The 12950-nt window shown below is 64.4% G+C and carries 9 protein-coding genes; 3 read left to right on the forward strand and 6 right to left on the reverse strand.

Translation table 11 applies throughout. The annotated features are described in order from the left end of the window. The first annotated feature begins 19 nt into the window (after window positions 1-19). The 3 genes from AAG612_RS01045 to AAG612_RS01055 all read left to right on the forward strand — a co-directional run bounded on the left by AAG612_RS01045 (window position 20) and on the right by AAG612_RS01055 (window position 6649). Window positions 20-949 carry a FecR family protein gene (locus tag AAG612_RS01045; RefSeq protein ID WP_342506359.1) on the forward strand — a complete coding sequence of 310 codons (930 nt, stop codon included), beginning with the start codon at window positions 20-22 and terminating at the stop codon, window positions 947-949. Window positions 950-951: 2 nt separating this feature from the next. Next, entirely contained in the window at window positions 952-3348 is a 2397-nt protein-coding gene (locus tag AAG612_RS01050; protein ID WP_342506361.1) for a TonB-dependent receptor, read from the forward strand. 97 nt (window positions 3349-3445) lie between these two features. Further along, window positions 3446-6649, forward strand: coding sequence for an autotransporter outer membrane beta-barrel domain-containing protein (locus AAG612_RS01055; RefSeq protein ID WP_342506363.1), 3204 nt, complete (start codon window positions 3446-3448; stop codon window positions 6647-6649). A gap of 143 nt (window positions 6650-6792) precedes the next feature. On the opposite strand, the gene AAG612_RS01060 is transcribed toward AAG612_RS01055, so the two are convergent. The 6 genes from AAG612_RS01060 to AAG612_RS01085 all read right to left on the reverse strand — a co-directional run bounded on the left by AAG612_RS01060 (window position 6793) and on the right by AAG612_RS01085 (window position 12862). Beyond that, window positions 6793-9003: a TonB-dependent receptor gene (locus AAG612_RS01060; RefSeq protein ID WP_342506365.1), complete on the reverse strand. Its 2211-nt coding sequence runs from the start codon at window positions 9001-9003 to the stop codon at window positions 6793-6795. 128 nt (window positions 9004-9131) lie between these two features. Further along, window positions 9132-9815, reverse strand: a complete 684-nt coding sequence (locus AAG612_RS01065; protein ID WP_342506368.1) for a Fe2+-dependent dioxygenase — start codon at window positions 9813-9815, stop codon at window positions 9132-9134. A gap of 10 nt (window positions 9816-9825) precedes the next feature. Next, entirely contained in the window at window positions 9826-10827 is a 1002-nt protein-coding gene (locus tag AAG612_RS01070) for an FAD:protein FMN transferase (RefSeq protein ID WP_342506370.1), read from the reverse strand. Then, complete coding sequence (locus AAG612_RS01075; protein ID WP_342506373.1) at window positions 10824-11621, reverse strand: DUF4198 domain-containing protein; 798 nt, start codon at window positions 11619-11621, stop codon at window positions 10824-10826. Before AAG612_RS01075 ends, AAG612_RS01070 begins: the two co-directional genes overlap by 4 nt. Before the next feature lie 48 nt (window positions 11622-11669). Next, complete coding sequence (locus AAG612_RS01080) at window positions 11670-12191, reverse strand: DUF2271 domain-containing protein (protein ID WP_342506374.1); 522 nt, start codon at window positions 12189-12191, stop codon at window positions 11670-11672. 23 nt (window positions 12192-12214) lie between these two features. Further along, window positions 12215-12862, reverse strand: a complete 648-nt coding sequence (locus AAG612_RS01085; RefSeq protein WP_342506378.1) for a PepSY-associated TM helix domain-containing protein — start codon at window positions 12860-12862, stop codon at window positions 12215-12217. Between the last annotated feature and the right edge of the window lie 88 nt (window positions 12863-12950).

Here is a 12950-nt window from a genome sequence, read left to right on the forward strand (position 1 = left end):
CTGCCAGGAGCATTCTCGAATGACGCTTGATCAGCAATCCATGGAAGAAGCCGCGATGTGGGCGGTGCGAACGGCGGAGCCCGACTTCGACGACTGGTCAGCGTTTACCGACTGGCTCGAAGCATCGCCCGGCAATGCCGAGGCTTACGACCGTGCCCTGAGCGCTGCGGAAGCGGGGGCAGCCGTGCTCGGTTCAATGCCCGCCAATGACGAGGACCGGTTGGACGAGGAGGATGGACCTTCGCTCCGCCGCTGGTTCGCGCCGGCCTTCGCCGCATGTCTCGTTGCGGTGGCGGCACTGTGGCTATGGCCGGGCGCCACTGCCGATCTCACCTATGACATCGCGCCGGGAGAGACCCGAACGATTGCGCTCGGCGAAGGGAGCACCATCACCCTGTCGGGCGGTACCAAACTCGTCGTCGATGGCGACGACCCGAGGCAGGCTCGCCTTGAAGGCGGGCGTGCCCTGTTCGACATTCGTCACGACGAAGCCGATCCTTTCCGTCTTGCGGTGGGCGATGCCACGCTCGTCGACGCGGGCACCGTGTTCGACGTGAATATCCGTGCAGCAAGCGTCGACGTCGGCGTCGCCGAAGGGGCGGTGATCTATAACCCGGATGGTCCAGCCGCACGCATCGATCCGGGACAAGTGCTAAGCTTCGATCGGAGCGCGGGGACCTACCGGATGAAGAGCGTACCGATCGAGCAGGTTGGTGAGTGGCGCGAGGGCCGATTGACGTTCCGCGACGCCCCGCTGGCCGATGTGGCTGGCGATCTTTCGCGAGCGACGGGTATCGACTATCGCGTCGCCCGGACCGGTGGTGGCGATCGCTCGATCTCCGGCAGTGTGACCACGGAGCCACTGCGGCAGGATCCGGGAGCGATCGGCCCGCTGCTTGGAATCGCGGTGCGCCGCGATGGTGAGATCTGGGTTCTCGACGGAAGCTGACGATGCGGGCGTTGACTTTCTTGGTTATGGCCCCGGTGGCAGCAGTCGTAGCAGGCGCGTCCTATCCTGCGAGCGCGCAGGATCGGCGCATCGATGTGCCTGCCGGAACACTCGGCGATTCCGCCATCGCGCTTGCCCGCCAGACCGGAGCGAGCATCGTCGTCAACGGCTCCGCTCTCGCGACACGACGGGTTGCTCGCATTCAGGGCACCATGTCCGCAGCGGAAGCGGTTCGACGGCTGGCCCGCCAAGCAAATGCCCGCGCGGTTCGTGTGAGTTCGACCGCGTGGCGGCTCGATCCGCTGCCCGCGCGCGCAGTCCGTTCACGTCGATCCACGAGGTCTGCGACGCCTGCGAGCAAACCGGCCCCCGCACCTGCGCCGAGTCCATTGCCCGCGGCCCCTCCGCCTGTGATCGTCGTAACCGCGAGCAAGCGCGATCTGCCGCTGAAGGATCTGCCCGCCCAGGTTTCGATGATCGATGGCGACGAGCTTTCGCTTGGCGGCGTCGGAGGGACCGAGAAGATCACCCAGCGGCTCGCGACGGTCTCCTCGACGTACCTCGGGAGCGGCCGCAACAAACTGTTTATCAGGGGTATCGCGGATTCCAGTTTCACCGGGCCTACGCAGGCGACGGTGGGGCAATATCTTGGCGACATCAGGCTGAGCTATAATGCGCCCGATCCGGACCTGCGGCTGTCCGACCTTGAACGCGTGGAGGTTCTGGAAGGACCGCAAGGCACGCTGTACGGGGCAGGTTCGCTCGGTGGGATCATCAGGCTGGTGCCGAACAAGCCCGAGCTCGACAGCACCTTTGCCAATGGCGCTCTGGGCGGGGGGCTGACCCAGCATGGCGAAGGCAGCGTCGATCTCGGGCTGATTGCCAACCTCCCACTGGTGACGGACACGGCTGCGCTGCGCGTGAGCTTCGATGCAGCGAGCGAGGGCGGCTATATCGACAAGCCGTTTCTCGACCGGACCGACGTTAACCGAACGTCGATCCTGTCGGGCAGGGCGACCCTTCGCGTCCGTGTCGCACCTGACTGGACCATCGATCTCGTCGGACTTGGCCAGACCACCAATGCGCAGGACAGCCAATACGCGGCGCGCAATCAAGCGGGCTATGACAGCGCGGCGCGGGTTCGCGAAGGATCGGTGGCGGACTACGTGCACGGCCAGTTCGTCGTCGATGGCCACATCGGTTCGGTACGCCTGCGCTCGTCCACCGCCGTCGCCAGCCAGACCCTCGAAGAACGTTACGATGCCACGACCGATGCGCTCAGCGACCGGGTTTTCGTACAGCGCAACCGGACACGCATGATCGCTCACGAAACGCGTTTGTGGCAGCCGATCGGGGAGAGGTTCGGATGGGTCGCGGGGGTGAGTCTGGTGGACAACAGGACCGAACTGAACCGGAGCCTGCAATCGTCCTCGCTGCGCTCTGCCACCACCGGAGTGCTCAACACCGTGGCGGAGGGCACGGTCTATGCCGAAGGCTCCTACCGGTTGCGCGACAATCTGATCGCCACGCTGGGGGGGCGTTACTCGCTGGTGCGGCTGGGGGGCGCGGGTGAGGATGTCTCGCTCGCCCTCGCGATCGAGAGGGCGGCGGTTACCGTCAGTAGGCACCAGTCCGCTTTCTTGCCTTCGGCATCGCTCGTGGCTGAGTTGGCACCGCGAACCAGCTTTTATCTGCGCTATCAGGAAGGCTTCCGACCGGGCGGCCTTGCGATCGAGGGCAACTTCGTCCGCCGCTTCGATCGCGACGATGCGCAGGCCTTCGAAGTGGGGCTTCGGCACGGGCTGCCCGGGCGCGATCCATTCGACCTGGCGCTCAACCTGTCGTACACGCGGTGGAACGACATCCAGGCCGATTTCATCGACACCTTCGGCCTGCCGACCACCGCGAATATCGGCGATGGCCGGGTCTGGACGCTCAGTGCGGGCGGGGGCGTGCTTCTCTCTCCCGATCTTCGCCTGACCGGGGGGCTCAGCGTCAATCGCAGCACGATCGACGAGCCCCCGCTTTCGAGCATTCTGCTTTCGGGGCGCGCGTCGCACGTTCCCAATATTGCCGAGGTTTCGGGGCGGCTCGGGCTCGAGTATTCCCGGCCGATCAACCATGATCTTGAACTCGATGCCCGCCTTTGGGGAAGTTACATCGGCAAGTCGCGCCTAGGCATCGGCCCCGAACTGGGCGACCTGCAGGGCGATTACCTCGACAGCGGCCTGACCGTCCGTATCGGCAACGAGCGGCTGGGCGGCACGCTTTCCCTGACGAACCTTGCCGATGTGAAGGGCAATCGTTTCGCCCTGGGTACACCCTTTGCGGTGGCCCGCGCGCAAGAAACTCCGCTGCGCCCGCGCACTATCCGGGTAGGCGTCGACTTCGCATTCTAGCGACCGGGCAAAACGCCCTGCGAATTTTTTGCTTCCCGGCGTCAAGGCATTCGCGCGGCGGCTCCGTCCTCCCGTCAAACCCAAGACGGAGGAATGCATGTATCGCTATCTGCTCGCCGGCACCGCACTGGCAGCTCTCGCATCGCCGCTCGCGGCGCAGACCACCATCGAAGCAAAGCGCACCCAGCCGGTTCGCACCTCGCAGCTGAACAACGGCGCGGGCGACGATGTGAAAGTGACGGAGAACGGTTCGATCGAACTGACGAGCGGTTCGGGAATCGTGGTCGACTCCAATCATGATGCGACCAACGAAGGCGCAATCGTCGTCTCCAACGCCGATGGGGCCAGTGGGATCGAGACCATCGGCGACCGCCAGTCGGACATCGTCAACAGCGGGACGATCACGATCGACGAAACCTATACGCCGACCGACGTGGACAACGACGGGGATATCGACGGCCCCTTCGCGGTGGGCACCGATCGCGCCGGTATCAGGATTCGCGGAAACCTGACTGGCGATATCGTCAATTCGGGCAAGATCGTCGTCGAAGGCAATGACTCGGCAGGCATTATGGTGGCCGGGACCCTGAACGGCAGTTTCGTCCACAATGGCGAGACGAGCGTTGTGGGCGATGGAAGTGTGGGTGTCGAACTGCATGACGTCACTGGCGATGTGCGGCTTGCGGGAACGGTAGCTGCGGCGGGCGAGGATACGGTCGCCGCGCGTTTTGCAGGCGATCTGGACGGCACGCTGGTGGTGCAGGGTACGATCGCGTCGACCGGTTATCGCCTTGTCACTCCGCCCGCCGATACGAGCAAGCTCGATGCGGACGATCTGCTCCAGGGTGGGAGCGCGATCCTGATCGAAGGCGACGTGACCGGCGGCATCCGGTTCGCCACTGCACCGGCAGATGCGGACAAGGACGATCCGGACGAGGACAAGGACGGGATCGAGGACGCCAAGGAAGGCAATGCCAAGATCACCTCCTATGGTGCCGCGCCTGCGGTCGTCATCGGCGCAGCCAACCGGGATATCGCGGTAGGCGCGCTTCCGGCGACCGGAACGGGCTTCGGCATCATCGTCGACGGATCGATTTCGGGTCAGGGCGTGTATGCCGGCGTAGACGGCAACGGCATGGTCATCGGCGGTCGCGGTGGCGATGTCGCGATCGCGGGCGGCATGGCGATCAACGGATCGGTCACGGCCACGTCGAAGGACAGCAATGCCACCGCAATTCGCTTCGGCGCAGGCGCCACGACGCCTGAATTGCGCAATGCAGGCACGATCTCGGCAACGGGCGGCGGCAGCGAGACGACAGGTGCGGTCGCAGTGGTGATCGATGCAGGGGCGAACCTCCCTTACGTGCGCAACAGCGGTGAGATAAAGGCCGTCGCGCTCAAGGACGCAGGCTCGGCGACCGCGATCCTCGATCGCAGCGGAACGCTCCAACTGGTCGAGAACAGCGGAAAGATCAGTGCAAGCGGCGCCGAGGCCAGCTCGGGACGCAATATCGCGATCGACCTGTCGAGTGTGAGCGCCGGAGCCACCGTTCGCCAGACGGTCGTCGGTAGCGGCGTTGCAGCGCCGTCGATCAAGGGGGATATCCTGTTCGGCAGCGGAGCCGACCGGCTCGAGCTGCTCGACGGGACCGCTGCCGGGGACGTTTCCTTCGGTGCGGGCGTCGACCGTTTCGTGCTCTCCGGGGACGCGGGCTTCAGCGGCAAGGCGAGCTTCGGCGGCCAGGCCGATGAACTCGACCTGTCTGGCACCTCGAGCTTCGCCGGCACCGCCGATTTTGCGGGCGGGGCGGGCAACCTTTCCCTCAGCGACAACGCACTGTTCAAGGGGCGGCTGCTCGGTAGCGAGAACGTCGCCGTCGCGCTCGATGGCGGGACTCTCGATCTGGGTGCGCCCACCACCATCTCTTCTCTCGCGGTTGGGTCGACCGGCGTGGTTGTCGCCACGCTCAGCAAAGACCCTGCGGCGGGCAGCGCAATCACGGTAACCGGGCAGGCCAGCTTCGCCGAAGGGGCCAAGCTGAAGCTGCGGCTGACCGACATCGCGCAGGCGGAAGGAACCTACAACGTTCTCGATGCCGGGACTCTGACTGGCGCCGATGACCTTGAATCCGACATGACACTCGTTCCGTTCATGTACGACGCGCTGCTGGCCGTGGATCAGGCGGCCGGTCTCGTTAACGTTGATATCGAGCGTAAGGCGACCTCCGAACTCGGCCTGAACCGCGCGCAGGCGGGTGCCTACGACGCACTCTACACCGCCCTTGCCGAAGACGATGACGTCGCTGGCGTATTCCTCGACATTACCGGGGCAGACGCGTTTCGCGCGGTGGTCGCGCAGACGCTGCCGGACCACGCAGGGGGCGCGTTCGACGGGCTTAGCCTGGGCATCCGGACCTTTGCCCGCAGGCTTGCCGACCCGAAGGGCCCGGTTGAAGGCGACGAGAGACTCAGGATCGTAGCGGATTTCGCTGGCTGGGACTCATCCAAGGACGAGGGCGAAACCGCCCAATACGACCTCGACGGCCTGGGCTTTTCGGGCGGGGCCGAACTTTCCACGGTCGCAGGCACGATCGGTGCCACCGCCACCTGGCTGTGGAACCGGCACGATACGCTGACCGACAACAGCGTCGTTGCCAATGCCTATGAAGGGGCGCTCTACTGGCGTGGAAACTGGGGCGCGCTCTCCGGCTTTGCGCGCGGATCCTACAGCATCGTGGACTTCGACGGCGGGCGCTATTTCAATGCGATGAGCGGCGAGGAAGCCGTTACGCGCACTATCGATGGCGAATGGTCGGGCAATGCCACCAGCTTCATCGCCGGCGCGTCGATCGAAACCGGCTCGCAGTTCTTCTTCTTCCGGCCGTCCGTGACGCTCGATTACATCCGTCTCAGCGAGGATGGATATGCCGAGACAGGCGGTGGGGACGCGCTCGACCTGACGGTCGAAGATCGGACCAGCGACGAACTTGCGGTCAATCTCGGCAGTGCCGTGGGCTTCGACCTGCTCGGCATGCGCAGGGGCGACAAGAACTGGTTACGCGTCGAAGCCGAAGGCGGGTGGCGCGAAATCCTCTCGGGCGAACTGGGCGCGACGAGGGCCCGGTTTGGTGAAGGCGACAGCTTCGTCCTGACGCCTGAAGAGCGGACCAGCGGCTGGTTCGCGCGGCTGCGCGGCGTCGGCGGGGATGAATACTATACCGTTGCCGGCGAAATCTCCGCCGAGGAACACAACGATCAGATCGGTTACGCGCTGCGGGCCTCGGTAAGGTTCGCGATGTAGCCGGGTCGACGGTCCCCCTGGGCTGTGGACCTGTCGTCGCTTCTCGAAGTCGCAGGCCAAAGCCTACATCCGTCTTCCCGTTGATCCGGGCGGGGACATCCAATGGCCATACGCCAACGGATGCTCCCGCCCGGACTTCATTTTTAGTATCGGAACGCTATCGAAACGATTGCCTGCCGCCCGGTGGCAGGCACCGCGAAGTGGGGCCGGCGCAGTTTCTGAACGTAACGTTCGTCGGTCACGTTCTTCACGTTGAGCCGCAAGCCGACATAGTCGTTGAATGCGAACGCCGCGAACAGGTCTCCCCGCACATAGCCATCGGCCGAAATCAGGTTGTCCGCATCGGCGAAGCGGCCGGACTGGTGATAGATCCCGCCGCCGAAGCTGAACCGCTCGCTCATTTCGACATTGGCCGTCAGCGTCAGGTTGTGCTCGGGCGTGTTGGGCAGCGTGTTGCCGACTGTCGAGGTGGCATCGTCGGTCGGGTCGTCGTTTTCGGACGCCTCGTCCTGACGCACCTGACTGTCGATGTAGGTATAGCCACCGAAGAGCGACACAGGGCCCGCGCGGCCTGTCACACCTAGCTCGAAGCCCTGAATCCGGCCTGCAGCGATGATGTCCTCATCACCTGTGTCGAACGAATCGATTGGCAGGATGTTGCCCCGATCGACCTGGAAGGCAGCCGCCGAAATCTGCATTGCGCCGCCGAACAGCTCTGCCTTGGCACCGATTTCGTAATTCTCGGTTTCCTGCGGCTTGTAGCCATCATCCCGGATGGAAACATTGTCCGATCCGAGGCCCACGTCGGTGCCCGGAGGGTTCTTCGCATTCGCGTAGGAGGCATAGATGCTGACCGATGGCACCGGCTTGTAGATCGCGCCCGCCTGCCAGCTGACGAAGTCGGTTTCGGTCGCGCCGGCATAGCTACCGCCACGCCCTGCGCCCGAGCCGGTGGCCCGGTAATCGGTATAGCGCACGCCGCCGTTCAGGATCAGCTGCGGGATAAGCGTGATCGAATCGAACAGGTAGACGCTGATGTCTTCCGCATTGGCCAGCGTGGGTGTGGTCGCCCGCGTGATCGAGCCGCTCCACGGGTCGCTGGGGTCCGGGTTTTGCAGATCGGTGCAATTGAACGCCGCGATTTCGTTTGCCGGGCAATTGCGGTCGCCGGTGTCGACGCTGTAATTGAGGTTATAAGTGTCGGCCCAGCTGTATTCGGCACCGATTGAAAGGCTATGTTCGATGCTGCCGGTTGCAAACTCGCCGGAGATATTCGCGTTCGCGGCCATCGTCTCGGTGTTCGAATTGCGGCTCTTGATCGCGCGCCACACGAGACCGTCGGCGACATTGCCGGCGCTGTCGTCCGGGTTGGTGACGATGTAGTCCATGTCGCTGTCGGAATAGCGCATCAGCGCCGACGCGCTCCAGCCATTGCCCAGATCGTGGTCGAACTTGAAGGTCGTGGTGTCGACCCGTGTCTTCTGGAAATCGCGCGCCAGCAGGCCATAGAAGTTGTCGTAATCGACATCGGCCGGAACGCGCCGTCCATCGGGCAACTGGCCACGCGAGGTCAGCGGAATACCGTAGTCGGGCAGCCCGTCGCTCTCGAAGTGATAATGCGTCAGGCTGGCAACGGTGTCGGTGCCCACGCCGAAGGCGATCGAGGGTGAAATGCCCCACTTATCATTGAAGACAGCGTCCCGGCCCGGGGTGTTCGAATCGTGGAACAGGCCGACCAGTCGCACAGCGAACTTGTCGCCTAGCTGCCGGTTCACGTCGGCGGTTACCCGGTAGAGGTCCGATGTGCCGATGGACCCTGTTGCCGAAACGAAATTGCCTTCGCGTGCGGTCTTGCTGACGATGTTGATTCCGCCAGCAGCCGCGCCGCGCCCGCCAAATGCGCCGCTCGGGCCCTTGAAGACTTCGATCCGCTCCACAGCGAAGGTCTCGCGCGTCTGCGATCCGATGTCGCGCGCGCCATCGACGAAGATGTCGGCGGTTGCATCGACGCCGCGGATCAGCGGAATGTCGGCAGCCGAGGTGCCGCCTTCACCCGCGCCGAGCGTGATCCCGGGGACGTTTTGCAGTGCATCCTCGAAGGAGTAGGACGCGGTCTGCTCCAGCGTCTCTTCGGTGAGGACGTTCACGATCCGAGGCGTGTCGAGGATCGAAGCGGTGCTTTCCTGCAGCTCAAGCTCGTCTGCGCGCTCGCCGGAGACAATGATATCGGTGCCGGGCTGCGCGCTGGCTTCCACCGCGCTTTCCTCTGCGAGGGCAGGCGCGCTTGCGATGAAGCCGACACATCCCAGAGCGAGATAGGTGGCCGGTTTGCGGGCGGCGTTGGTGCGTTTCATGATCGGATGCTTTTTCCCTGTCCGTGTGATGAACGGTGCCTATGAAAGGGCAGGGCGGCCGAGTCAATGAAAATGCGAACTATTCTCATTCGCAATGATATATCGCGGGAATCCAGGCTTTGAAAGCGTCAGGAGTCCGCCCAGCTACGCATCAGATTGTGGTAGAGGTTGGTCAGCTCAAGTACGGCCTCGTCCTGCGGACCACGATCTGCCGAGAGAACCCTGACCGTCCGATCGAGACGGTAGAGTTGCTCGCGCTGGACCGGATCGCGCACCATGCTTTGCAGCCAGAAAAAGCTCGCGACGCGCGCGCCGCTCGTCACTGGCGTGACTCGGTGGACGCTCGATGCAGGGTAAAGCACCATGTCGCCTGCGGGCAGTTTGACCCGCTGTTCGCCGAACAGGTCTTCCACAACCAGTTCGCCGCCCTCGTAACTCTCGGGATCGCACAGGAAGAGCGTCGCCGACAGGTCGCTGCGAATCCGAAAATCGGTGCCATCGAGCCGACGGATCGAGTTGTCGACATGGTTGCCGAACGTCTCGCCGCCCTCGTATCGGTTGAAGAGCGGCGGAAAGACCTTGAGGGGGAGGGCGGCAGCGACGAATTCGGGCGCCTTGCCGAGCGCGTCGAGCACGATCCGGCCCGCTTTTTGCGCGACCTCGCTGCTCTTGGATAATTGGCGGTTGCGCTTGGCGCCACGCGACTGATGGCCCGAGGTTTCGTTGCCATCGACCCACTCGGCCGCGTCGATCATCGTGCGCAGGTTCGCCACCTGCTCGGCACTCAACACGTTTTCGATCCGAACCATCATAGCGGCTCTCCTATTGTTTCCATGCGCGCCATGCGGCGCTTTCGGCCACGCGCTGCGGCCCTACGATCCGCGCGGGCAGGCTGTGCCGGTCCGCGAAGGCGATGCCTTCATCCATTCCCAATACGATCAGCGCGGTCGCCAGCGCATCGGCTTGCATACAGCCGGGATGGAGCACGCTGGCCGAGAGTGCGTCGTTTGTTGGCGTGCCGCCGACGGGATCGAGCGTGTGCGACCATGAACGCCCACCCAGGGCGCGCCGCCGCTCCCAGTGCCCGGATGTGGCGAGGGCCCAGCCCGTCAGGCCGATCCGCGTGCGACCTGCTGCCGATCCGGGCGGCGCTGCAAGGTCGATCCACCAGGGCAGGGCATCGGCCCGCAGGCCGATTGCTTTCGATTCTCCGCCGATGTCGAGCAGCATGTGTTCGATCCCGAGCCGCATCAGCGCGGCCACTCCCATATCGACCGCAAAGCCCTTGGCGATGCCCGACAGGTCCAGCGTCGCTCCGCCCGGCTGGACGATCGTATCGCGCGCCTCGCCTTGGATCGACGAAGCGTCGAAATGCGGGGCGCGCTCGCCCGATGGATCCGCGTCGCCGATGGCCTGAGGCCCAAAACCCCAGGCGTTGCTCTGCGCTCCCAGCAGCGGATCGAACGCGCCACGGCTGGCGCGCTGGATCGCGAACGCACAGTCGAGAACCTGTCGAAATTGCGGGCCAATCGCGTGGCGGCTGCCCGCCGCGCCCGCATTGAAGCGGCTGATCTGCGAATCCTCGCGCCACTGGCTCATCTGCGCGATTACGCTCTCGAAGCATCGCCCGAGAGCAGCCTCGATCCTCCCGACCTCCAAAGCCTCCGGGGCGAGCGCATGAAGCGACCATCCGGTCCCCATCGTGGAGCCCGACAGTGTGACCGTGCGCGCATCCGCCGGCGCGAGGGTGCAAACCGGCTCGCCCGGCGGCAACAGTAAATCGAGTGTCGCGTCCGCTTCGTTTCGTGCAGCCTCAGAGTTCAAAGCGGCATGAATTCGAGCACGGCGGTGTAGGACATGCGGCGTGCGTTGCCCGCTTCGTATTCGCCGCGACCTGCCGAGGCTTCGAGGTAGTACATCCCCGGCTCGTCCGCGTTCAGCGTCACCATGCCATCGGCATCGGTGGTCAGGGTCTGGATGCCCGGCTCGTCGCGATAGCGCGTGCCGCCGGCGACGAATTCCAGCTCGAGCCCTGCGGCCGGTTCGCCATCCAGCAGGAACTTCATCTGCGCCGCCTCGCCCGCGACAAGATCGTTCGGGTGGGTGACCGGGATCATCTCAATGCCGACATTGGTCGGGGCCAGCGCGGTGTCGTTCGGCGCGCCCAGCGTCACGAAGGTTTCGGTGCGCGAGCTGACTTCGCTCATGCGGACATTGGTCGCGCCTTCGGGAATGGCGGTGGCCGCTTCCTCACGCGAACCACGCCAGCGCCGCCGTTCGCCGTCGAACTCGTAGAAACCCATCATGCCATCGCTGGCCAGCGCGACGCGATAGGTGCCCTGCTGTTTGAGCGCGACATCGAAGACGCTGCGATAGGCACCGCTGCCAATGATGTTAGCTTCGACCGGCTGGCCATCGGGCCCGGTGACGACCAGATCGTCGAGCCCCAGAGGGCGATGTTCGAAGATGAACAGGCCGTTCGATGCAGCCGCGTCGACGGTGATCGTTTCTTCCTCGCCCGCCATCACCGTGGAGGAAGGCAGCAGCCAGCGACGATGCGCTTCGGCCGTGGTAGGCATAAGGGTCGAAAGGCCGAGCGCGAGGGTCGCGGCGATCATGGAAGGCTTGGCAAACATGGCGGATTTCCTGTCTGGTTGGTGTCGGGATCAGGGCTTGATCGAAAGGCGCACGGAGCCGAGCTCTTTCGAGCCGGACTTCGTGCCGGCCATCGGTTTTTTCGGGGGCCACTGGAACGGGATGCTGACCAGTTCGCGTCCGCCAACCTCGCGGGCGGCCTCTACGCGCAAGACATAGGAACCTGCGGCCAGCCGGGGCAGCGGCCGGGTTCCTTCACGAAACCGCAGGGTGTAGTTGCCAGGCGCCTGGGTCGGCCCGCTGATGCCGTTCGCGGGCATCTCGGTGGAGCGGCCCGCGCGGCGCCACCAGGTCCGCATGTCGGGCAGCCACTTGCGCGGATCGTCGCCGCGCAGGTCCGTATCGTACCAGACGTCGAGATTGGCGACCGCCTTGCCATCGGCATTCTCGATCCAGATCGCGACGTATGGGTTGTGGTATTCCGCCACACGAAGCTTCGGAATCTCGATCTGTACCTGCATCTCGCCAGCGAGGGCGGGGGAGCCGGCGACCACGAAAGTGGCGGGTATGGCGAGCCATTTTGTTTTGCGCATGAGCGTATCCTCGGGTCGGAAAATCAGTGCATCAGGAAGACGATGAGGAGCAGCGGGATGATGAACCCCGCCCCCACGATGGGCCACGTCGACGGGCGCTTGCGTGCATGAATTTGCAACAGCAGCAGCCCGGTCACGCAGAAGACGACGCAGGCGCCTGCGAAAATGTCGATGAACCAGGACCACGCCGTGCCGGTGTCGCGGCCCTTGTGGAGATCGTTGAGAAAGGCGATTGCCCCGCGATCCGTGTCTTCCAGTTCCGCCGCGCCGCTATCGAGATCGACCGCGATCCAGCCATCGCCGCCAGCACGGGGCAGTGGCACGTAAAGCTCGCTTTCGGTCCATTCGCTGGCCCGCCCGTCGAGCTCGATATCGAATTCGCGTTCCAGCCAGTCCTTGGGGGCGTCGGCAGGCTCGCCTCGAGGCGCGGCGCGAAGCTGCGACAGAAGATCGGCAGGCAGCGTCGCCTCGTGCGTACGGACGGTCGGGCTCGCCTCGATCGAACCGGCGTGGTTCAGCGTGATGCCGGTGATCGCAAACAGGATCATCCCGACAAGACAGATCGCACTGCTCATCCAGTGCCAGGTATGAAACTGGCGCATCCAGAAGGGCGAGAGCCAGCGGCGCGGTTTGCGCCTCGGGAGTTTCGAGTGTTCGACCACCTGATCCATCGGAAGAGCTGCTTGATGACGTTGAGCAGGCGCATTGGTTGAACTGCGAATGCATGTCAATAACAACTTGATGGGAAGGCAGTCGCCT

Source organism: Citromicrobium bathyomarinum (assembly GCF_038594605.1).
In the GTDB taxonomy this organism is placed as follows: domain Bacteria; phylum Pseudomonadota; class Alphaproteobacteria; order Sphingomonadales; family Sphingomonadaceae; genus Alteriqipengyuania; species Alteriqipengyuania bathyomarina_B.

What these genes read in the sequence shown, in the direction of transcription:
- AAG612_RS01045 (WP_342506359.1), top strand. Translation starts at nt 20, where the DNA reads ATGACGCTTGATCAGCAATCCATGGAAGAAGCCGCGATGTGGGCGGTG.
- AAG612_RS01050 (WP_342506361.1), top strand. Translation starts at nt 952, where the DNA reads ATGCGGGCGTTGACTTTCTTGGTTATGGCCCCGGTGGCAGCAGTCGTA.
- AAG612_RS01055 (WP_342506363.1), top strand. Translation starts at nt 3,446, where the DNA reads ATGTATCGCTATCTGCTCGCCGGCACCGCACTGGCAGCTCTCGCATCG.
- AAG612_RS01060 (WP_342506365.1), bottom strand. Translation starts at nt 9,003, where the DNA reads ATGAAACGCACCAACGCCGCCCGCAAACCGGCCACCTATCTCGCTCTG.
- AAG612_RS01065 (WP_342506368.1), bottom strand. Translation starts at nt 9,815, where the DNA reads ATGATGGTTCGGATCGAAAACGTGTTGAGTGCCGAGCAGGTGGCGAAC.
- AAG612_RS01075 (WP_342506373.1), bottom strand. Translation starts at nt 11,621, where the DNA reads ATGATCGCCGCGACCCTCGCGCTCGGCCTTTCGACCCTTATGCCTACC.
- AAG612_RS01080 (WP_342506374.1), bottom strand. Translation starts at nt 12,191, where the DNA reads ATGCGCAAAACAAAATGGCTCGCCATACCCGCCACTTTCGTGGTCGCC.
- AAG612_RS01085 (WP_342506378.1), bottom strand. Translation starts at nt 12,862, where the DNA reads ATGGATCAGGTGGTCGAACACTCGAAACTCCCGAGGCGCAAACCGCGC.